This is a genomic window from Corynebacterium nasicanis (genome assembly GCF_042658165.1).
GTDB classification, from domain to species: Bacteria; Actinomycetota; Actinomycetes; order Mycobacteriales; family Mycobacteriaceae; genus Corynebacterium; species Corynebacterium nasicanis.
On the sequence record NZ_JBHSQE010000009.1, the window covers coordinates 506,327 to 524,848 of the forward strand.

Below are 18,522 nucleotides of genomic sequence, written 5' to 3' on the forward strand. Positions count from 1 at the left end.
GTTACCTCAGAAGGCCCCGTCCTTGGAGAGCACCGCCTGAATGGTGCGCAGGAGGATCCGCAGGTCGAGCAGGGGGCCGCAGTTCTCGGCGTAGTAGAGGTCGAGGTAGACGGAGTCCTCCCACGACAGGGTCGAGCGGCCCATCGTCTGCCACAGTCCGGTGAGGCCCGGCTTGACCAGGAACTTACGCATCACCTGCGGCTCGTAGGCGGCGACCTCCCGGGGGAGCGGGGGACGCGGGCCGATGAGCGTCATGTCCCCGCGCAGGGTGTTGAGGAGCTGGGGCAGCTCGTCGAGGCTGTAGCGCCGGAGGAAGCCTCCCACCCGCGTGACGCGGGGATCGCATTTCAGCTTGAACAGCACCTCGTTCCCGCAGTCGCGCTCCAGCTCCATCTTCTCCAGGAGGTCCTGGAGGACTTCCTCGGCGTCGATACGCATGGTGCGGAACTTGAACATGGTGAAGTGTTCGCCGTGCCGGCCCACCCGGACCTGCGAGAAGAAGACGGGCCCGCCGTCGGAGAGCTTGATGCACAGCGCGATGATGAGCAGCGCCGGGGCGAGGACGAGGAGCCCGAGGCCCGCCAGGATGACATCCCCGCAGCGCTTGAGGCGGAAGTACGCCCCGTGATAGCGGGCGGGGGTGATGTCGACGACCGAGGGGCGCAGGCCCGCCTGCACGTGCAGGCGCTGTCCGGAGACTCCGTGGATGGGCAGGAGGAAGGACAGCGTCCGGCCCGCGCCTTCCAGGGCCCACCGCAGCGACTGCACCTGCTGGGCGCTGAGCCCGGAGTGCGGGGAGAGGAGGATGCCGGCGCTGTCCCGGGCGAGCACCTCCCTGAGGATGTGGTCGACGGGACAGGCGGATTTCAGGGCCGTCACGGCGCAGATGTGGCCCACGACGTTGACGCCTGCACGGCCCCGCCGTGCCAGAAGATCGAGGGTGGGATCGGACTCGCCTTCCGCGCCGAGGACGACGTAACTGTTCATGCGCGGGTCGTGTGCGCTCAGTCGGATGGTGGCCTTCTGCACCAGCATCCGTCCCAACACGATGAGCACCAAGCCCAGGGGGAGAGTGAGGGAGAAGAGTATGGATGGCAGGGTCTGCAGGAAGGTGACGTCGAGAAGCGCGATGGCGCCGAAGGCGAGGAGCGAGGCGCGGACGATGCGGCGGAAGGGGACGGCCAGGCCCCCGAGAGTGGCGGGGGAGTGGACGCCGAGGGCGGTGAGGGTCAGCATCCAGCCCGCCAGGATGAGCGCCAGATGGGTTCCCGGGGCGATCGGTGCCGTGCCGAGGAAGTGGGAGGGGAGGAGCAGCGCCAGGGTGATGGCGACGGCGTCGCTGATGACCACGGAGAGGGAGGGGGAGGAGAGTGACGTGCGGCGCGGAGGGTTCTGGCTGGTGATCTCGCGTGCTGCGGCCCGGGAGGAGTTCCGGGGAGTCTCCATGGAGCTCGGCTCCTCTCGCAAAGTCGTTTAGGAACACTAATTGTTTCCTAGGGGGAAGAAGATATAGATAACCCTAGTACCCATTCGGGCTCTCCCAAAAGGGAGGGAGGGTGACCGGCGGGGGTGTCCCTGTGCCCACGGAAAGCTCCTGACAATCAGGGTCGAAATCCGGGGATACCCTGACGCTTTCGCAGCCATAGGCGCACTAGGGTCAATGACGTGAAAAGTTTCCCTCTCCTTTCTGACCGCCGGGTCCTCATCGCCCTGGCGGTTGTCGTCTGTCTCGCCGTCGCCGGTGGCGCCTGGGCGCTGCTGCGTTCCGGCTCGGAGCGCAGCATCCCGGCCTCCGAGTACACCGAACTGAGCCCGAAGGAGGTTGTCGCGAAGGTGCCGGTGACCGCGACACTTGAATCCCGCCACCAGGTCGCGCTGACCACCCACCTCAGCGGCGCGGTGAAGACGGTGCACGTCCGCGTCGGCGATCGCGTCCAGGAGGGGCAGGTCCTCGCGGAGATTGACATCTCCGGCGTGCAGAAGGAGATCGACACCCAGCTCGCCCAGCAGATGACCACCGACGCCGCGAACCTCAGCGCCGTCGAATCGGCCCGCCTGCAGCACCAGCAGCTGCAGGAGTCCGTCGACCAGGGCCTGCACCCGCAGATCACCGCAGCGGAGGCCACGCTGCGGCAGGCGGAGAGCCAGTACGGGGAGGCGGAGCAGGTGTTCGTCGATAAGCGGGGCAACCTCGAGCAGGGCGCGGACGCCGACGTCCACGCCCAGGCCGCCGCCGTGGACACGGCGCGTCGGAACGTGTTCACCGCCGCGGTGGAGGCCGCGCGCGCGGGCATGGCGACCGTCAACGCGGCGCTGGGCCCCGAGGCCGACACGATCACCCCGGTGCTCGCCGAGGTGGAATCGGATCAGCGTTACGCGGGTGCTCAGCGCAACCTCACCACCGCGCAGGAGAACTACGAGATCACCCTGCGGCGTATCAACCAGGACCTGGCCACCCAGCAGCGCGCCGTGGCGCAGGCCTTCGCGGCGAAGACGGAGGCCGCCGTCGCCCTCGAGGCGACGAGGCTCGGGGTACAGCAGCAGCTGGCCTCCAACGCCACCGCCGTCGAGCAGGCGCGGCGCGGCCTCGCGGCGGCCCAGTCCGCGGCGGGGCAGTCGGTGAGCCGCCTCCAGGTCGACGTCAACGCGCGGGAGGCCCGGGCCCCCATGAGCGGGGTGGTCACCGCGGTGGGCGCCAAGGAGGGCACCGCCGCCGCCGGACCGCTGGCCACGATCGCGGATCCCGGCAGGCTCGTCCTCAAGGCCAACGTCAAGGAGCTGGAGGCCGGGCGGGTGAGCGTGGGCGACGAGGTCAGCTTCACCACGCCGGCCACCGGGACCCGCGAATTCCGCGGCCGCGTGCTCACCGTCTCCCCGGTCGCGGCCGCCGCGCCGGCGGAGACCGCCGGGCAGACCCCGCGGCCGGAGTTCCCCGTCGAGATCGAGGTCACCGGGGACCTCAACGACCTGCGCATCGGTGGCAGCGCCAAGGCGCAGATCATCACCGAGAAGGAGCAGAAGGCCCTGGCCGTGCCGCGGGAGGCGCTCATCGACGACAACGGCAAGCACTCGGTGCTCGTCCTGCGCCCCGCCGGGGGCAAGCACGAGGTGACGAAGGTACCGGTGACCATCGGCATCCTCACCGACTTCGAGGCGACGGTCACCGGCGTCAAGGCTGGCGAGCTGGTGCTCAAGCAGGCCGCCAACCACCGCGACAGCGTCGGGCAGCAGGTGCGTGTCGGGTGAGCGCACTGATCGAGATGCGCGACATCGTCAAGAGATTCAACGAGGACACGCCCGCGGAGATCACCATCCTCCACGGCTGCGACGTCGACATCGAGGAGGGCGAGTTCGTCTCCGTCATCGGTGCCTCCGGCTCCGGCAAATCGACGCTGATGAACATCATCGGCCTGCTCGACCGGCCCAGCTCCGGCACCTACCACCTCGACGGCATCGACGTTCTCAGCGTCCCCGACGATGAACTCGCCCGCCTGCGCAGCCGCAAGATCGGGTTCGTGTTCCAGAACTTCAACCTCATCGGGCGTATCGACGCCCTCCGCAACGTCGAGATGCCCATGATGTACGCCGGCGTCCCGCCCCGCGAACGCGCCCAGCGCGCCCGCGAACTCCTCGAGCTCGTCGGCATGGGGGAGCGCGTCTCCCACCTGCCCAACGAACTCTCCGGCGGACAGAAGCAGCGCGTCGCCATCGCCCGTTCCCTGGCCAACTCCCCGGACCTGCTGCTTGCCGACGAACCGACCGGCGCCCTCGATTCGGCCACCGGCCGCCTCGTCATGGACCTCTTCCACGAGCTGCACCGGGACCACGGCATGACCATCCTGCTCATCACCCACAACCCGGAACTCGCCGAGGAGACCGGGCGCATCATCACCATGAAGGACGGCCTCATCGCATGAACCTGCGCGAATCCGTCGGGCTGGCCCTGGGCAGCCTGCGCACCAACAAGATGCGGTCGATGCTCACCCTCCTCGGCGTCATCATCGGCATCGCCTCCGTCATCGCCATCATGACCCTGGGCAAGGCGATGCAGAGCCAGACGATGAAGAGCCTCGAGCAGTTCGGCGTCAACGACATCACCCTCCAGGTGCAGTCCCGGGATGAGGTGGGGTCGGGCCCCTCGACCCGTCAGGTCGACGCCGCCTCCCAGCTCACGCCGGACATGGTCGACGAACTGGGCACCCAGTTCCGGGACCGCGTCGACGGTGTCGCCATCGAGGCCGGCAGCCACTCCGGCACCCTCACCCGTGGCCTGGCCACCGGCAAGGCCCGCCTCAGCTTCGTCAACGACGGCTACATCGCCATGCAGAAGAACCCCCTCACCGCCGGGCGCCTGCTCAACGCCGACGACATCACCGGCGACCGGGCGGTCGCGGTGATCTCGCCGGAACTGGTGGACACCTTCTTCAACGGCGACGCCTCCTCCGCGCTGGGGCAGGACATCGACGTCGAGGTCGACGGGCAGTACTCCACCTTCCAGGTGGTGGGCACCTACGGAAAGTCCGGGAAGACCTCCGTCCTCGTCGGCTCGATGGACGAGGCCCTGCTCTACGCCCCCTACCCGGCCCAGACCCGGGTGTCGAAGAAGCCGACCCTCACCTTCGAGCAGGTCCGCCTCCGCGTGGCCCCGGGGGCGGACGCCGCGCAACTGTCCCGCGACGTGCAGGCCTGGGCGGACCGCCGCTACGCCGACAACCCCGACTTCCACGCCAAGGTGCAGGACATGAAGAAGGAGGTGGAGCAGCTCAACCAGACGATGTCGATGATGAGCGTGGCCATCTCCGCCATCGGCGGTATCTCCCTGCTCGTCGGCGGCATCGGAGTCATGAACATCATGCTCATCACCGTCACGGAACGTACCCGCGAGATCGGCGTGCGCAAGGCCCTGGGAGCCACCCGCCGGGCGATCCGTACCCAGTTCGTCGTCGAGGCGATGATCGTCTGCCTCATCGGCGGCCTCATCGGCGTGGTGCTCGGTGGCGGCCTGGGCATGCTCGGCGCGCAGATGCTGGGGGCCTTCGTCCTGCCGCCGGTGGGCGCGGTGGTGGTCTCGCTGCTCTTCGCCCTCGGCATCGGCCTGTTCTTCGGCTACTACCCGGCGAACAAGGCCGCCCGCCTCGACCCCATCGAGGCCCTGCGCTACGAGTAGCGGCGCTCCGCCACCCCGGCCCACAGCGTGAGGCCCACGCCGACCCACAGCAACACGAACATCGGGCCCATCAGCAGCGACACCGAGGTGAGCAGCACCAGGTAGCCGCCGACGAGCGACAGCGTGCGGGACAGGCGCGCGGGCTCGGCCGGGCTGAGGTGGGTCCGGCCCACCTGCCACGCGGCCAGCGCGAAGAAGAGCAGGGTGATGAGCAGGTAGGACTGCTCGGCACCGGAGAAGAGCAGCGCCATCTCCACCCCGATGAGCACCACGTAGGCCAGCCCGAACCACAAGGCGCCGCTGCGCTCGACCGGCCGCGCGCTGGTGAGGACCCAGGCGATGAACCCCAGCACCAGGCCCGGGACGACGAGCAGCCCGGTGATGTTGATTACCGGATCACCCAGCTCGGAGGTCAGCCCGACCACCACCCAGCTGCCCCAGGCGATCCCGCTGAGCAGGGCGCCGAGCACCCCCAGAATGAACGGGGCCCGCTTCTCGCGGCCCCGGATCGCCCCCACCAGGCAGATCACGCTGCCGACGATGCCGGCCGCCCCGGCCACGACCCAGGGATTGCCCCTCCCGGCCAGACTCAGGGAGGCGAGCACGTACAGCGCGATGACCGCGATCTGGAAAAGCAGGCCCGTGAGCAGGAGGGTGCGGGGTGTCATCACCCCACCCTAGGCGGCCCTCCGGATGGCGTCGAGGAACTCCAGGTAGCGCGAGCGCACCGCCAGCAGCGGCTCGACGACGCGGGTCTGGGAGATGGAGGCGACCTCGCGGCGCAGCGCGCGCCGCGTCCGGTGTTTCACGCCCGACCCGATCGCCAGGCCGAACACGCCCGTGAACATGCCCAACACGATGCCCAGCAACAGTCCGCCGACGATGAGCAGCGTCGGGATGGGCCAACCCTCCACCGTGGGGATGATGTCGTCGAGGAAGGGATAGAGCACGCCCGGTAGGAACGCCGCCAGCAGGTACCAGCCGATTCCCACCAGCGCCGCGAGCAGTGCCAGCCACTGGATGAGCGTGAACACGCCCCACGCCCGTGAGGGCTGCGCGGGCAACTTCGTGCGCGCCGCCGCGCGGTCCAGCTCCTCAGGGAGCGTATCGACGATCGCCTCCGTCTCATCCACCACCGCCGACGCCCAGCGCTCGGGCAGTCCCGCGGCGACCGCCTCGGCATAGGCGCGGACCCCGCGGTTGGCCACGGCGCGGCCGGAGGCGTCGAGCTGGGGGAGGGAGGAGCGGTGCACGCCGAGCTCATCGGCCTCCTCCCGCAGTCCCAGGCGCTTGAGGGGATCGGCGCGCAGGCGCAGCAGCCAGGAAGTGAGCAGCCAGCCGGTCTTCTGGCCGAGGCGCTTGCGGTAGGCGGCGGCGGTGACCGCGGCCAGCCGGTCGGCGCCGGCGGCCTCGGCGAGGTGGTCGTCGAGACGCCGCTTGTCCATGGCGGTGACCTCCGACAGCTTCTGCTTCGCCACAAAGGGGCGGGTCACCGTCTGCAGGTCCGCCTCGATGCGGGACTGCTGCGCGGAGTGGGCGGAGGCCACCTTCGCGATGGCCTGGCGCAGATCGTCGACCCCGTCCCCGGTGCGGGCGGAGGTGCGGATGACCTTGACTTTCTTGAGGCCGTCGTCGAGAAGCAGCTGTTCCAGCGAGGCGGCGACGCGGCGCGCATCCTCCCCGGGGAGGCGGTCGGACTTGTTGAGCACGGCAAGTGTGACCGCGCTGTGGGAGGCGTGCGGACGGATGAAATGGTCGTGGATGATCGAGTCGGCGTACTTTTCGGGGTCGGTCACCCACACGAGCACATCCACCTGGCCGGCGAGCCGGGTGGCGATCTCCCGGTGCACCGGCTCCACCGAATCGAAGTCGGGGAGGTCGAGGAGGATGACGGGGCCGGACCCGGGGGCGAACTCGCCGGGCCGGTTGCGGCGGTCCTCCACCTGCAGCCAGTCGAGCAGTTCCTCCGAACCCTGCGGGTCCCACACGGCGGCCAGGGGGGAGGAGGTGGTGGGGCGCCGGGCGGCGGTGAGCCCCAGGTCCTCGCCCACGACGGCGTTGAACAGCGAGGTCTTGCCGGAGCCGGTGGCGCCGAAGAAACCGATGACGGTGTGCTCGCCCGAGAGGGCCCGCCGCTCGGAGGCGGCGTCGGCGACGCGGACCAGGGCGGCGTGCTCGGCGGGGGAGATGAGTCCCTCGCCCAGCTCCGCGGCCTGCCGCAGGGCCTCGAGTCGCTCGGTGATGCTGGCCTTCCTGCGGAACATCTACGCCCCTCCCGTCTGGGTGCGGACATCGCGCTCCGCCGTGCTCGCGGCATCGAGGAGCGCGCGGGCGGAGGTGCCCGTGGTGAGTTCGTCGGTGACGTCCCAGTAGCGGGCGCGCTCGGCGTCGAGAAGCGCGGTGGTGCGCTCGTCGAGATCCTCGCGGGCGTGGGCGGCCATGCGGCGCACGGCCTCCTCGCCGAAGATCGTCTCCAGCAGCTTCTGGCCGACGACCGCGGAGCCGCCGGCGATGGCGATCTCCCCGCCCGTCAGGCCCGCGGTGGAGGCGAAGACGACGAGCATGAGCGCCACGGTGGCCACGTTGAGGCCCAGCGACATGATGCGCGCCTTCATGCGCTTGTCGCCGGCGGTGGCCTGGATCGTCTCGACGAGCCCCGCCTGCCAGTCGCGGACCAGCTGCGCGGCGCGCTCGCTGATGCCGGGGCTGGCGTGGGCGAGTGCCGGGTGCGCTGCGGCCCGCAGCTCCGGGGCGACGGAACCGAGGTGCGACCAGCTGCGGGTGGCGGCGGTCTCGGCGGCGTCGACGATGACGGCGTGCAGCCCGGCCTCGATCTCCGTCTCCACCTCCCGCACCGGGGCGGGACGGCCGGAGAAGAAGCTGCCGATCGCGTCGACCGCGGCGGAGTACCAGCGCTCGATGGTGCGGAAGGCGTCCGAGGTGCCCACGAAGTCCTGCCAGCGCTGCAGCACCTCCTGGCGCAGGAGGTTGCCGTCGGAGGTGGCGTCGATGACGTGGCGCCGCGCGGAGTCGTAGGTCTCGTCGAGGGCGTCGCTGAGCAGCCCCGCGAACTCCTCCTGCCGCTGCTTCGTCGCGGCCAGCCCCGCCACGCGGGCGTTGACGCTGCCCAACGCGCCGAGCACCGTCTTCGCGGCCATCGTGCGCCGCGCGGCGGCGTCCTCGGCGAGACGGTCCAGGTGCTGGCGCAGCGTATCGACGAGCGCCGCCGGCAGCAGCCCCTCCACCTGCCCCGCGTCCGGCACCGTAAACATGGTGGCGTCGCCGAGCCCGGCGTCGGCCATCATCCGGCGCAGGTCATCCGGCACGGTGGCCAGCGCGTCCTCGTCGACGCGGTTGAGCACCACGATGACCTCGATGTCCCGGCCGGCGGCGTCGTGGAGGAAATTCCACACCAGCTGATCCGCGTAGCGCGAGGGCGTGGTGACGAACACCCACAGGTCCGCCGCCGCCAGCAGCTGGGAGGCCAGGGCGCGGTTGCGGTCGTCGATGGAATCGAAATCGGGGGCGTCGAGCAGCGCCAGACCGGGGCTGATGGCCTCCGTGCTCACCAGCCGCAGGGACGTGGCCGCGGGATTCGCGCCGGGCTCGCCCTGTTCGCGGGCCAGCCCCGGCAGCACGTGGCTCGAATGGAACCACGCCGCATCCCCGGGATGGCTCACCAGCACCGGCTGTCGGGTCGTCGGGCGGATGACCCCCGACGTGGACACCTGCTTGCCGACGAGCGCGTTGACCAGCGTCGACTTTCCGGAGCCGGTGGAGCCACCGACGACGGCCAGCAGGGGGGCGTCGATATTGGCCAGCCGGGGCAGGATGTAGTCGTCGATCTGGTCGACGATCGCCTGCGCCTCCGCCGCCGCGCCCGGATCGGTGGAGAACCCGGTGGTGGCGACGGCCTCGCGCAGGGCCACCACAGAGTCGAGAGTTGTCTCAGTCACACTGCCCATTCTGTCAGACTGCGCTCAGGAAAGAAGCGCTCCGGCGCAAGATCTGCTTGGCTTGAGGCATGTTCCGTGGAGTGAAGTCATTCTTCGCCGTCGCCACCGCACTCGTCGGCCTGGTCGCCTGTGGGATGCCCGATGCCCAGCCCGTCGTGGACCAGATGCGCCTGCAGGCGGCGGAGAAGGGCTTCGTCCAGCGCCTGAACTACAGCGCCGTGTCCATCGGCGGATTGGGTACGGCCCCGTGGGTGCGTTCCGAGGTCTTCGAGGCCGACGACGCCGAGTTCGCCGCGCTGCTCGCTCTTCTGCGGGAGAACCAGCAGCTCAACGATGAGATCGGCGGGGCCTCCTTCAACGTCGGCGTGTTCCCGCTCCTGAACGGCACCGAATTCGACCTCCGCGATGTCGCGGATGCGCCCACCGGGGAGATGCTCTCCCGCCTGGCAGGACCCGATGTCGAGCGCGTGAAGTACTACCGGACCACCTCCTCGCGCGGCCTCGAGGTTTCCGCCGCACCGGCGGCCTACGACCGGGTCGCCGAGCTGGTCCCCGAGATGCAGGAGAACGGCATCGACCTGCTGCGCGCCGGGCCCACCTATATCTCGCTCGGTCCCACCAGCACCCCCGCGTCTGTCGCCGCCCACCTGCGCGCGGTCGACGAGGTCCGCGCGGTGCTCGCGCCCGACCAGGTCACCGCCGTCCGCGTCGGCGAGCGCATCGACATCGTGGAGGTGCGCACCGAGTCGCTCGAGCCCGCCCGCTACGCCCCGCTCCGCGCGCTCCTGCCCGCCGACACAGAACTCGTCGTCTCCCACCCGCCGGCCACGTCCTCGCGGGCGATTGTCGGGGGCGTCTCCGAGGGGCGGGCGAGCTCGGAGGAGGAGGCGGCGCTGCGCGCGGTCGTCGAGAAGCGGTGATTTGAATTCCCACCAGCCGCTATGGTTGACTGTTCGGGTTGACCGGACTGGTCGGTGACGTGCGCATTTTCCGGGCGCGTCCCCGAGACCCTTGGACGCCCACGCGGTGTTCTTCGCAGAGTCCGGACGACAGTAAGACATAGACCAGGTGCGTACAGGCCGGAAATCTGACGCACATCAATCCAGGTCAAGGAGACCCATCGTGATCCAGCAGGAATCGCGTCTCAAGGTCGCCGACAACACCGGTGCACGGGAAATCCTGTGCATCCGCGTGCTCGGCGGTTCCGGTCGACGCTTTGCTGGCATTGGTGACGTTATCGTCGCCACTGTCAAGGAAGCCGCCCCGGGCGGCAACGTGAAGGCCGGCGAAGTCGTCAAGGCCGTCATTGTCCGCGCCAAGAAGGAGACCCGTCGCACCGACGGCTCCTACATCCGCTTTGATGAAAACGCCGCCGTCCTCATCAAGCCCGACAACGAGCCCCGCGGTACCCGTATCTTCGGCCCTGTCGCCCGCGAACTGCGCGACAAGAAGTTCATGAAGATCGTGTCGCTGGCTCCGGAGGTGATCTAGTTGAAGATTCACAAGGGCGATATGGTCCTCGTCATCTCTGGCCCCGATAAGGGCGCCAAGGGCAAGGTCATCCAGGCTTTCCCGAAGACCGAGAAGGTCCTCGTCGAGGGCGTCAACCGCATCAAGAAGCACGTCGCTGACTCCTCCCAGGAGCGCGGCGCCCAGTCCGGCGGCATCGTGACCCAGGAGGCGCCGATTCACGTCTCCAACGTCATGGTCCTCGATTCCGACGGCAACCCGACCCGCGTCGGCTACCGCTTCGACGAGAACGGCAAGAAGGTCCGTGTCTCGCGTCGTAACGGGAAGGACATCTAGACATGAGCGAGAACTACACCCCCCGTCTCAAGGCACGTTACCGTGAGGAGATCCGCACCAAGCTTGGTGAGGAGTTCTCCTTCGACAACGTCATGCAGATCCCCGGCGTCGTCAAGGTCGTCGTCAACATGGGCGTCGGCGAGGCTGCCCGCGACTCCAAGCTGATCAACGGTGCCCTCGAGGACCTCACCCTGATCACCGGCCAGAAGCCGCAGCTGCGTCGCGCGAAGACCTCCATCGCCAACTTCAAGCTGCGTGAGGGCATGCCGATCGGCGCCCGCGTCACCCTGCGTGGCGACCGCATGTGGGAGTTCCTCGACCGTCTCCTGACCGTCGCCCTCCCGCGTATCCGCGACTTCCGCGGCCTGTCCGACCAGCAGTTCGACGGCCACGGCAACTACACCTTCGGCCTCACCGAGCAGACCATGTTCTACGAGATCGATGTCGACAAGGTCGACCGCCCGCGTGGTATGGACATCACCGTCGTGACCTCCGCCACCAACAACGACGAGGGTCGTGCTCTGCTCCGCGAGCTCGGCTTCCCGTTCAAGAAGTAGTCACCTGCTTCTCGACGCCCCCACTGACCCCGGTCAGTGGGGGCGTTCGGCGTTCCTGCCTGAATATCTGACACCGGCTGCGGTGTGCCCCAGCATTCCCGCAGGTGGGCAAAGGTGTGATGTCAGAAAATCAGGGCGCGGGCGACGGGGGCCGGGGGCGCTCGGCACCCCTGCCTGAAAAGCTGACACCACCTGAGGTGTGCCCCAGCATTCCCGCAGGTGGGCAAAGGTGTGATGTCAGAAAATCAGGGTTCGACGACGAGGTCCGCGTAGTCCGGGTTCTTCGCGACGAAGGACTCCACCGCCGGGCACGTCACCATGGCCTTGAAGCCCCGCGCGCGGATGTCGTCGAGAGCGTGGCGGGCGAGCACCCCGACCAGGCCCTGTCCGGCATGGGATTCGGCGATGGACGTGTGCTCGAGGTCGATGGCCCCGGTGAAGGGGATGTAGCTGAGGTAACCGACCTCCGTGCCGTCGACGCTGAGGACGTAGCGGTTGCGGGAGGTGTCGTTGCGGATGTCGTGGCTCATGACCCCGAGAGTAGTTCCCCTGAGTAGAGGTTGAAGCGCTGTCCGCGGGTGAAGCCGGTGAGCGCCATGCCGGATTCGCGGGCGAGTTCCACGGCCAGCGAACTGGCGGCCGAGACCGCCACCAGCGCCCCGAAGCCGGCGGTGACGGCCTTCTGCACCAGTTCGAAGGAGGCGCGCGAGCTCATGACGAGGATGAGGTCGTCCGCGGGCAGGCGCTCTGCCAGCAGCAGATGCCCGATCACCTTGTCGGCGGCGTTGTGGCGGCCGATGTCCTCCCGGACGACGATCAACTCCCCGTCCAGTGTGAAGGCACCCGCGGCGTGGATGCCGCCGGTGCGGCGGAACTGCTTCTGCTCGGCGCGCATGCGGTCCGGCAGGGAGAGGATGAGCGCCGGATCGAGGGGGAAGGTGCGCAGCGGGCGCTCGCTGCGGCGCAGGATCTGGTCGATGGAACTGGTCCCGCACACTCCGCACGCAGAGGATGTCGGGGTGAGTCGCAGCAGCTCGGGGCCCGGAGCGGCGACGCCGGGGGTGAGGTCGACGTCGAGGACGTTGTAGGTGTTCATCCCGTCCGGGCCGGTGGCGCCCGCGCAGTAGCGGGCGGTGGACACGTCAGCGGCTGCGGTGATGATGCCCTCGCCGTAGAGGAAACCGTGGAGCAGCTCGATGTCGTGGCCGGGGGTGCGCATCGTCGTGGTGAGCGTCGGCCCGCCGACGCGGATCTCCAGGGGTTCCTCGACGGTGACGGTGTCGGCGCGGGTGTCGGTGTGCACGCCGGTGTCATCCACGGTGACGCGGGTGACGGCGAAATCGCGGCTCAGTCGGCCCACTACTGATCCTCCCCGAGCAGGGCGGTCAGGCGCGCGATCCGCTCGCGGACCTCGGTGGGGGTGTCACCGCCGGCCCGTCCGGCGGCCAGGCCGACGAGGAAGGCCGTCACCGGGGCCGCCGGGCGGGAGGGACCGTGGGCGACATCACGGGTGAGGTCGAGGATGTCGCCGATGAGCTCGCGGGTGATCTCCGGGTCGATGCCCAGTTCGGTGGCAGCGGTGTGCAGCCAGGCGTGGGCGGAGGAGAAGGGATCAGGCGTCGTCATAGTTCACCAGTGTGCCGGGGGTGTGGCTCCCGCGTCCAGCCACGCCGAGGCCGCCACGACAATCGCCTCCACGCCGGCGTCGAGCGTGGGCTGCAGGTCCGGGGCGAAGGCCGGATTGTGGTTGCCGGGCGCGGCGGCCATGTCCACGAATCCCCCCAGCCCCCAGTAGCAGTAGGGCACGCCGAGCGCGTCCGGGATGACGGAGAAGTCCTCCGAGGCGGCCACCGGCGGCAGGTCCCCGGACCGGGGGCCGAAGTAGTTGTCGAAGGCCTCCCGCACTCGGCGCGTCGTGGCGGCATCGTTGCTGGTCAGCGGATACTCGTCGTACCACTCGAACTCCGGCTCCCGGGGGCTGGCGGCGGCCAGGCACTCCGCCCGGACGATCCTCTCGATCGCCGCGTGGACATGCTTCTCGACGTCGCGGTCGTACGCCCGCGTGTTGAGGAGCAGCTCCGCCCGGTCCGCGATGACATTCGACCTGGTGCCCACGTGCAGGGCACCCACCGTGAGCACGGCCGTCGCGGAGGGAAGGACCTCCCGGGCCACGACCGTCTGCAGGCGCATGACTATCGACGCCGCCAGCACCACCGGGTCCACCGACTTCTCCGGCATCGAGCCGTGCGATCCCCGCCCGTGCACCGTCACCTTGAGGGAGGCCCCCGCCGACAGGACGGGCCCCGCGGCCGTGCCGACATGCCCGCCGGGTACGGTGCCCAGCACGTGCTGGCCCAGATAGACGTCGGGGCGGGGGATGAGGTCGGCGAGCCCGTCGGCGAGCATCTGCCGGGCCCCGGAGGCGGTCTCCTCCGCCGGCTGGAACACCGCCACGAACGTGCCGGACCAGGCTTCCCGCCGCCGCTGGAACACCTCGCACGCGGCCAGCAGGGAGGAGATGTGCACGTCGTGCCCGCAGGCGTGGGAGACGGGACCGGTGGCGGAGTAGTCCTTGCCCGAGGCCTCCGCGACGGGGAGGGCGTCGATGTCGGCGCGTACCGCCACCACCGGGCCCGGACCGTTGGCGATGAGGCCGACCACCCCGGTGGGGCCGACGCGGCGGGCTTTGACGCCGGCGTCGATAAGCACGCGGAGGATGCGCTCCGAGGTGGCCTCCTCCCGGCCGGAGAGTTCGGGATGCTGATGGAACCAGCGGTAGAGCTCCTCGCGGGCGGAGCGGGTGGCGGCGAGGTCGGCGGACAGGGCGTGCAGAACCATGCGGCCCATGATAAGGGGGGATTTGGTTTCCGGACGTGGGGAAGGTAGCCTTGACCGCTGGACTTGTGCTCCCCGTGAGGGCGGCGCAGGACCTTCCCAAGAACTGAACATTCCAACTTTGTTGTAGGCCCCCCGCCACCTCATGGCGACCGGGTGAAAAGCGGCAGCGAGCGCCCCAGGCTACTGAGCCTGCGGGAGCGTCAAGTGGCCCGACGGAACACCCGGTACACGTCCCACGGTGGGTGCGGAACCGCAGCGAGAAAGGTAAACGGTCACAACACATGACCATGACTGACCCCATTGCCGACATGCTGTCGCGCGTGCGCAACGCGAACCACGCGCACCACGACACCGTGTCGATGCCGTCCTCGAAGATCAAGGCGAACATCGCCGAGATCCTCAAGCAGGAGGGCTACATCGCCAGCTACACCGTCGAGGACGCGAAGGTCGGCAAGACCCTCAACCTCGAGCTGAAGTACGGCCCGTCCCGCGAGCGTTCCATCGCTGGTGTCCGCCGCGTCTCCAAGCCGGGTCTGCGCGTGTACGCCAAGTCCACCAACCTGCCGCAGGTCCTCGGAGGCCTGGGCGTGGCCATCATCTCCACGTCCCAGGGTCTGCTGACCGACCGCCAGGCTACCGAGAAGGGCGTGGGCGGAGAAGTTCTCGCCTACGTCTGGTAACAGGGAGGATTTGAAACATGTCGCGTATCGGTAAGAACCCGATCACCATCCCGTCCGGCGTCACCACCACGGTGAACGGCCAGAACGTCGAGGTCAAGGGCCCCAAGGGCACCCTGTCCTTCGAGGTCCCGGCCCCGATCTCCGTCGTCGTCGAGGAGAACGAGATCCTCGTTACCCGTCCGGACGACAACCGCCAGAACCGCGCACTCCACGGTCTGTCCCGCTCGCTCGTCAACAACCTGGTTGTCGGCGTCACCGAGGGCTACACCATCAAGATGGAGATTTTCGGCGTCGGTTACCGCGTGCAGCCCAAGGGCAAGAACCTCGAGTTCTCCCTCGGCTACTCCCACCCGGTCCTGATCGAGGCTCCGGAGGGCGTCACCTTCGCGGTTGACGGCACCACCAAGTTCTCCATCTCGGGTATTGACAAGCAGCAGGTCGGACAGATCGCCGCTAACATCCGTCGTCTGCGGAAGGACGACCCCTACAAGGGTAAGGGCATCCGCTACGAGGGTGAGCAGGTCCGCCGCAAGGTCGGAAAGACGGGTAAGTAAGCAATGAGCACTGAAAACACCAAGCGCACCCCGGTCGGCAAGGACATCTCCACCCGCCGTCGCCAGGCCCGTGCACGTCGTCACTTCCGTATCCGCAAGACCCTGCGTGGCACCCCCGAGGCGCCGCGTCTGGTCGTGCACCGCACCTCCCGCCACCTCCACGTCCAGGTCATCGACGACCTGGCCGGCCACACCCTGGTCGCCGCATCCTCCATGGAGCCGGGTATCCGCTCCGCCGAGGGTGACAAGAAGGCCAAGGGCGCCAAGGTCGGTGCTCTCATCGCTGAGCGCGCCAAGGCAGCTGGCATCGAGAAGGTCGTCTTCGACCGCGCGGGCTACAAGTACCACGGCCGCATCGCCGCTCTCGCCGATGCCGCTCGTGAAGGTGGTCTGCAGTTCTAATGACCATCGCCATCAAGATCATCAACGGAAGGAATGCGTAATGCCGGGACGTGAACGGCGTGACGGCGGACGCTCCGCCGACAACTCCAACGAGCGCAACGAGCGCCAGGGCCGCGGCGGCAACCGCCGCGACCGCGACGATCGTCGCAACCAGCAGCAGGACGAGCGCGACAAGTACATCGAGCGCGTCGTCACCATCAACCGTGTCTCCAAGGTCGTCAAGGGTGGTCGTCGCTTCAGCTTCACCGCTCTCGTGATCGTCGGCGACGGCCAGGGCATGGTCGGTGTCGGCTACGGCAAGGCCAAGGAAGTTCCCGCCGCTATCCAGAAGGGTGCCGAGGAAGCTCGTAAGAACTTCTTCCGCGTCCCCATGGTCGGTGGCACCATCACCCACCCGGTCCAGGGTGAGGCCGCCGCGGGCATCGTCATGCTCCGCCCGGCTGCCCCGGGTACCGGTGTCATCGCCGGTGGCGCTGCCCGCCCGGTGCTCGAGTGCGCCGGCGTGCAGGACATCCTGTCGAAGTCCCTCGGCTCCGACAACGCCATCAACGTCGTCCACGCCACCGTGGCCGGCCTGAAGCAGCTCGTCCGCCCCGAGGAGGTTGCCGCACGTCGCGGTAAGACCCTCGAGGAGGTCGCCCCGGCCCGTATGCTGCGTGCACGCGCAGGTCAGGAGGCTTAAGAGCATGGCACTGAAGATCACCCTCAACAAGGGATTCATCGGCGAGAAGCCGAAGACCCGTGCCAATCTGCAGGCCCTCGGCCTGCGGAAGATCCGCCAGTCCGTGATCAAGCAGGACAACGACGCCACCCGTGGTCAGATCCACGTCGTGCGTCACCTGGTCACGGTCGAAGAAGTGGCAGGAGAGTAAAACATGAGCGACATCATCAAGCTCCACGACCTGCGCCCGGCTCCGGGCAGCAACAAGCCCAAGCACCGCGTCGGTCGCGGTGAGGGTGGCAAGGGCGGCAAGACTGCCGGCCGCGGCACCAAGGGCACCAAGGCCCGTAACAAGGTTTCCGCAGCGTTCGAGGGTGGCCAGATGCCCCTCCAGATGCGTCTGCCGAAGCTCAAGGGCTTCAAGAACCCCAACAAGGTCACCTTCCAGGTTGTCAACGTTGTTGACCTGGAGAAGGCCTTCCCGAACGGTGGCGACGTCACCGTGGCCGACATCGTCGCAGCGGGCCTCGTGCGCCCGAAGCAGCCGGTGAAGGTCCTGGGCAACGGCGACCTCGGCGTCAAGCTGAACGTCACCGCCACCAAGTTCTCCAAGTCTGCCGTCGAGAAGATCGAGGCAGCCGGCGGAACCGTCACCGAGGCCTAAACCTCCGACGACGAGACCACCGTCCCATCCCCTTGCGGGTGGGACGTTGGTTTTTTTGGTGCCGCATCCAGATGTTTGGAAGGGCCACGACCGGGTGGCGAGTCCTAGAAATCGAAGAGCCTCATGCTGGCCACGAGCACGAAAACCGGGGATGCGATGGTGGCACAGGTGAGGCCGCGACGCTGTACGACGGCGACCGGGAAAGGGAAGAGCACTACGGGCACCATGAACACCAAGAATCCGTTGAAGAACCCGTCGCCCCACTTGTGGGGGACGAACCCGATGACACAAGGGAGTGGAAAAGTGGCGAGGCGCATGGCCGCTGCCTGGCACATGCCAGGGAAGCTAAGGCACGCTGACAGGCGTTCGCCCAAGGGGTTGCTCCACAGCGTTCGCAGGCGCCTGCCGGATCATTTCAGTCGGATGTCGAGGGAGCCGGGGTTATTGAGTAGCGGCTGGTAATGCTCGTGGACGGCAGCGCGGTAGGCGTCGAGGTCACCCTTCTCCGCGGCCTCCAGGATCTGCCCGTGTGCGCGGGCCGTGATGGCGATGTCGGCGGGAGTGGGAATTCCCAGGCTCGGGGCAATGAGAGTATTGACATCCCAGAAGGCCTCGGTGAGTCGACGGAAGAGCTGGTTCGGGAGCGGTGCCAGCAGCTGTGAGTGAAAGAACCGGTCCTCCTGGGGGAAGGTCTGTCCTGCGTCGGCGAGTTCCTGCATCTTTTCTACGGAGCGGTGCAACTCGGGGGAGTGCCGACCGCGCCAGGCGGCGATGACCTCTTCGCCGACCGAGATGTCGAGGGAGGCGCGGACCTCGACGATGTCACGGAGACTCTGGGCGTCTTCGCCCGGGTTGAGTAGTCCACGGAAAACGAGAGATTCGACCATAGGCTGCATGGAAAGATCGCCGACGAAGGTGCCCCGACCGTGCTTGACCTCGACGATGCGGAGGGCGGTGAGAGTGCGGATGGCCTCGCGGACGACGGTGCGTGACATGCCCAGGTACTCGCAGAGCTGGTTTTCGGTGGGCAGGGGATCGCCACTTTGTAGGTCGTGGTGGAGGATGTGCTTCTTGATCTCGTTGACAGCAGCTTCCGCCTGTCCGTAGACCTTTTTCTGATAAGCCATGGCCCGCACTCCTTTCCTGTCCGGCCGCGGGATGGGGATTACTTTCCGCGGAGTTTGGGGCGTGTTGTTCACATCCTAAGCCCGGGGGCTGGGGGTACCACCCGTCGCGG

22 protein-coding genes are annotated in these 18,522 nt (G+C 68.3%); 13 read left to right on the forward strand and 9 right to left on the reverse strand.

Features of this window, described 5'->3' with window-relative positions; genetic code table 11:
- Positions 1 to 6: 6 nt before the first annotated feature.
- Positions 7 to 1,446, reverse strand: a complete 1,440-nt coding sequence (locus ACFPUZ_RS11210; protein WP_377001982.1) for a sugar transferase — start codon at positions 1,444 to 1,446, stop codon at positions 7 to 9.
- 219 nt (positions 1,447 to 1,665) lie between these two features.
- Between ACFPUZ_RS11210 and ACFPUZ_RS11215 the strand changes: the two genes are divergently transcribed.
- The 3 genes from ACFPUZ_RS11215 to ACFPUZ_RS11225 are packed head-to-tail and all read left to right on the forward strand — an operon-like array spanning position 1,666 to position 5,167.
- Complete coding sequence (locus ACFPUZ_RS11215) at positions 1,666 to 3,246, forward strand: efflux RND transporter periplasmic adaptor subunit (protein WP_377001983.1); 1,581 nt, start codon at positions 1,666 to 1,668, stop codon at positions 3,244 to 3,246.
- Between the two features lie 14 nt (positions 3,247 to 3,260).
- The gene (locus tag ACFPUZ_RS11220) at positions 3,261 to 3,917 is read left to right on the forward strand and encodes an ABC transporter ATP-binding protein (RefSeq protein WP_377002265.1); all 657 of its coding nucleotides are present in this window, start codon (positions 3,261 to 3,263) and stop codon (positions 3,915 to 3,917) included.
- Complete coding sequence (locus ACFPUZ_RS11225) at positions 3,914 to 5,167, forward strand: ABC transporter permease (protein WP_377001984.1); 1,254 nt, start codon at positions 3,914 to 3,916, stop codon at positions 5,165 to 5,167. The genes ACFPUZ_RS11220 and ACFPUZ_RS11225 overlap by 4 nt, the downstream gene beginning before the upstream one ends.
- Here ACFPUZ_RS11225 and ACFPUZ_RS11230 read toward each other — a convergent pair.
- From ACFPUZ_RS11230 to ACFPUZ_RS11240, 3 genes are read right to left on the reverse strand one after another with little or no spacing between them, the layout of a single operon-like run.
- Positions 5,158 to 5,835 (reverse strand): hypothetical protein, encoded by a 678-nt coding sequence (locus tag ACFPUZ_RS11230; protein ID WP_377001985.1) that lies wholly within the window; start codon positions 5,833 to 5,835, stop codon positions 5,158 to 5,160. The genes ACFPUZ_RS11225 and ACFPUZ_RS11230 overlap by 10 nt on opposite strands.
- Before the next feature lie 9 nt (positions 5,836 to 5,844).
- The gene (locus ACFPUZ_RS11235) at positions 5,845 to 7,431 is read right to left on the reverse strand and encodes a GTPase family protein (RefSeq protein WP_377001986.1); all 1,587 of its coding nucleotides are present in this window, start codon (positions 7,429 to 7,431) and stop codon (positions 5,845 to 5,847) included.
- Positions 7,432 to 9,123: a dynamin family protein gene (locus ACFPUZ_RS11240; RefSeq protein WP_377001987.1), complete on the reverse strand. Its 1,692-nt coding sequence runs from the start codon at positions 9,121 to 9,123 to the stop codon at positions 7,432 to 7,434.
- Positions 9,124 to 9,191: 68 nt separating this feature from the next.
- Between ACFPUZ_RS11240 and ACFPUZ_RS11245 the strand changes: the two genes are divergently transcribed.
- The 4 genes from ACFPUZ_RS11245 (at position 9,192) to rplE (ending at position 11,486) form a co-directional block, all read left to right on the forward strand.
- Positions 9,192 to 10,043 carry a hypothetical protein gene (locus tag ACFPUZ_RS11245; RefSeq protein WP_377001988.1) on the forward strand — a complete coding sequence of 284 codons (852 nt, stop codon included), beginning with the start codon at positions 9,192 to 9,194 and terminating at the stop codon, positions 10,041 to 10,043.
- 202 nt (positions 10,044 to 10,245) lie between these two features.
- Positions 10,246 to 10,614: a 50S ribosomal protein L14 gene (gene rplN, locus ACFPUZ_RS11250; protein ID WP_377001989.1), complete on the forward strand. Its 369-nt coding sequence runs from the start codon at positions 10,246 to 10,248 to the stop codon at positions 10,612 to 10,614.
- Positions 10,615 to 10,929 carry a 50S ribosomal protein L24 gene (gene rplX, locus ACFPUZ_RS11255; protein WP_377001990.1) on the forward strand — a complete coding sequence of 105 codons (315 nt, stop codon included), beginning with the start codon at positions 10,615 to 10,617 and terminating at the stop codon, positions 10,927 to 10,929.
- Positions 10,930 to 10,931: 2 nt separating this feature from the next.
- Positions 10,932 to 11,486 carry a 50S ribosomal protein L5 gene (rplE, locus tag ACFPUZ_RS11260; protein WP_377001991.1) on the forward strand — a complete coding sequence of 185 codons (555 nt, stop codon included), beginning with the start codon at positions 10,932 to 10,934 and terminating at the stop codon, positions 11,484 to 11,486.
- 245 nt (positions 11,487 to 11,731) lie between these two features.
- Here the strand turns inward: rplE and ACFPUZ_RS11265 are convergent, their stop codons facing one another.
- From ACFPUZ_RS11265 to ACFPUZ_RS11280, 4 genes are read right to left on the reverse strand one after another with little or no spacing between them, the layout of a single operon-like run.
- Positions 11,732 to 12,016: a GNAT family N-acetyltransferase gene (locus ACFPUZ_RS11265; protein ID WP_377001992.1), complete on the reverse strand. Its 285-nt coding sequence runs from the start codon at positions 12,014 to 12,016 to the stop codon at positions 11,732 to 11,734.
- Positions 12,013 to 12,846, reverse strand: a complete 834-nt coding sequence (gene fdhD, locus ACFPUZ_RS11270; protein WP_377001993.1) for a formate dehydrogenase accessory sulfurtransferase FdhD — start codon at positions 12,844 to 12,846, stop codon at positions 12,013 to 12,015. Before fdhD ends, ACFPUZ_RS11265 begins: the two co-directional genes overlap by 4 nt.
- Positions 12,846 to 13,112, reverse strand: coding sequence for a DUF6457 domain-containing protein (locus tag ACFPUZ_RS11275; protein WP_377001994.1), 267 nt, complete (start codon positions 13,110 to 13,112; stop codon positions 12,846 to 12,848). The genes fdhD and ACFPUZ_RS11275 overlap by 1 nt, the downstream gene beginning before the upstream one ends.
- A 3-nt stretch (positions 13,113 to 13,115) precedes the next feature.
- A complete protein-coding gene (locus ACFPUZ_RS11280) occupies positions 13,116 to 14,324 on the reverse strand; it encodes an amidohydrolase (RefSeq protein ID WP_377001995.1) in 1,209 nt (402 codons plus the stop codon).
- A 281-nt stretch (positions 14,325 to 14,605) separates the two neighbouring features.
- On the opposite strand from ACFPUZ_RS11280, the gene rpsH reads away from it, so the two are divergent.
- Genes rpsH through rplO form a run of 6 tightly spaced genes read left to right on the forward strand, consistent with a single transcriptional unit; the run spans position 14,606 to position 17,285 of the window.
- Positions 14,606 to 15,004 carry a 30S ribosomal protein S8 gene (rpsH, locus tag ACFPUZ_RS11285; RefSeq protein ID WP_377001996.1) on the forward strand — a complete coding sequence of 133 codons (399 nt, stop codon included), beginning with the start codon at positions 14,606 to 14,608 and terminating at the stop codon, positions 15,002 to 15,004.
- Positions 15,005 to 15,021: 17 nt separating this feature from the next.
- Positions 15,022 to 15,558 (forward strand): 50S ribosomal protein L6, encoded by a 537-nt coding sequence (gene rplF / locus ACFPUZ_RS11290; protein WP_377001997.1) that lies wholly within the window; start codon positions 15,022 to 15,024, stop codon positions 15,556 to 15,558.
- A 3-nt stretch (positions 15,559 to 15,561) separates the two neighbouring features.
- Positions 15,562 to 15,960: a 50S ribosomal protein L18 gene (gene rplR, locus ACFPUZ_RS11295; RefSeq protein WP_377001998.1), complete on the forward strand. Its 399-nt coding sequence runs from the start codon at positions 15,562 to 15,564 to the stop codon at positions 15,958 to 15,960.
- Between the two features lie 40 nt (positions 15,961 to 16,000).
- A complete protein-coding gene (rpsE, locus tag ACFPUZ_RS11300) occupies positions 16,001 to 16,642 on the forward strand; it encodes a 30S ribosomal protein S5 (protein WP_377001999.1) in 642 nt (213 codons plus the stop codon).
- Between the two features lie 4 nt (positions 16,643 to 16,646).
- Positions 16,647 to 16,832: a 50S ribosomal protein L30 gene (gene rpmD / locus ACFPUZ_RS11305; RefSeq protein WP_085549436.1), complete on the forward strand. Its 186-nt coding sequence runs from the start codon at positions 16,647 to 16,649 to the stop codon at positions 16,830 to 16,832.
- Between the two features lie 3 nt (positions 16,833 to 16,835).
- Complete coding sequence (rplO, locus tag ACFPUZ_RS11310; protein WP_377002000.1) at positions 16,836 to 17,285, forward strand: 50S ribosomal protein L15; 450 nt, start codon at positions 16,836 to 16,838, stop codon at positions 17,283 to 17,285.
- 410 nt (positions 17,286 to 17,695) lie between these two features.
- On the opposite strand, the gene ACFPUZ_RS11315 is transcribed toward rplO, so the two are convergent.
- On the reverse strand, positions 17,696 to 18,412 hold the full coding sequence (locus tag ACFPUZ_RS11315; protein WP_377002001.1) for a FadR/GntR family transcriptional regulator: 717 nt from the start codon (positions 18,410 to 18,412) through the stop codon (positions 17,696 to 17,698).
- Positions 18,413 to 18,522 lie beyond the last annotated feature (110 nt).

What these genes read in the sequence shown, in the direction of transcription:
- ACFPUZ_RS11245 (WP_377001988.1), top strand. Translation starts at nt 9,192, where the DNA reads ATGTTCCGTGGAGTGAAGTCATTCTTCGCCGTCGCCACCGCACTCGTC.
- rplE (WP_377001991.1), top strand. Translation starts at nt 10,932, where the DNA reads ATGAGCGAGAACTACACCCCCCGTCTCAAGGCACGTTACCGTGAGGAG.
- ACFPUZ_RS11275 (WP_377001994.1), bottom strand. Translation starts at nt 13,112, where the DNA reads ATGACGACGCCTGATCCCTTCTCCTCCGCCCACGCCTGGCTGCACACC.
- rplO (WP_377002000.1), top strand. Translation starts at nt 16,836, where the DNA reads ATGAGCGACATCATCAAGCTCCACGACCTGCGCCCGGCTCCGGGCAGC.
- ACFPUZ_RS11280 (WP_377001995.1), bottom strand. Translation starts at nt 14,324, where the DNA reads ATGGTTCTGCACGCCCTGTCCGCCGACCTCGCCGCCACCCGCTCCGCC.
- rpsE (WP_377001999.1), top strand. Translation starts at nt 16,001, where the DNA reads ATGCCGGGACGTGAACGGCGTGACGGCGGACGCTCCGCCGACAACTCC.
- rpmD (WP_085549436.1), top strand. Translation starts at nt 16,647, where the DNA reads ATGGCACTGAAGATCACCCTCAACAAGGGATTCATCGGCGAGAAGCCG.
- rplF (WP_377001997.1), top strand. Translation starts at nt 15,022, where the DNA reads ATGTCGCGTATCGGTAAGAACCCGATCACCATCCCGTCCGGCGTCACC.
- rplR (WP_377001998.1), top strand. Translation starts at nt 15,562, where the DNA reads ATGAGCACTGAAAACACCAAGCGCACCCCGGTCGGCAAGGACATCTCC.
- ACFPUZ_RS11225 (WP_377001984.1), top strand. Translation starts at nt 3,914, where the DNA reads ATGAACCTGCGCGAATCCGTCGGGCTGGCCCTGGGCAGCCTGCGCACC.
- ACFPUZ_RS11230 (WP_377001985.1), bottom strand. Translation starts at nt 5,835, where the DNA reads ATGACACCCCGCACCCTCCTGCTCACGGGCCTGCTTTTCCAGATCGCG.
- ACFPUZ_RS11235 (WP_377001986.1), bottom strand. Translation starts at nt 7,431, where the DNA reads ATGTTCCGCAGGAAGGCCAGCATCACCGAGCGACTCGAGGCCCTGCGG.
- ACFPUZ_RS11265 (WP_377001992.1), bottom strand. Translation starts at nt 12,016, where the DNA reads ATGAGCCACGACATCCGCAACGACACCTCCCGCAACCGCTACGTCCTC.
- ACFPUZ_RS11220 (WP_377002265.1), top strand. Translation starts at nt 3,261, where the DNA reads ATGCGCGACATCGTCAAGAGATTCAACGAGGACACGCCCGCGGAGATC.
- ACFPUZ_RS11210 (WP_377001982.1), bottom strand. Translation starts at nt 1,446, where the DNA reads ATGGAGACTCCCCGGAACTCCTCCCGGGCCGCAGCACGCGAGATCACC.
- rpsH (WP_377001996.1), top strand. Translation starts at nt 14,606, where the DNA reads ATGACCATGACTGACCCCATTGCCGACATGCTGTCGCGCGTGCGCAAC.
- ACFPUZ_RS11315 (WP_377002001.1), bottom strand. Translation starts at nt 18,412, where the DNA reads ATGGCTTATCAGAAAAAGGTCTACGGACAGGCGGAAGCTGCTGTCAAC.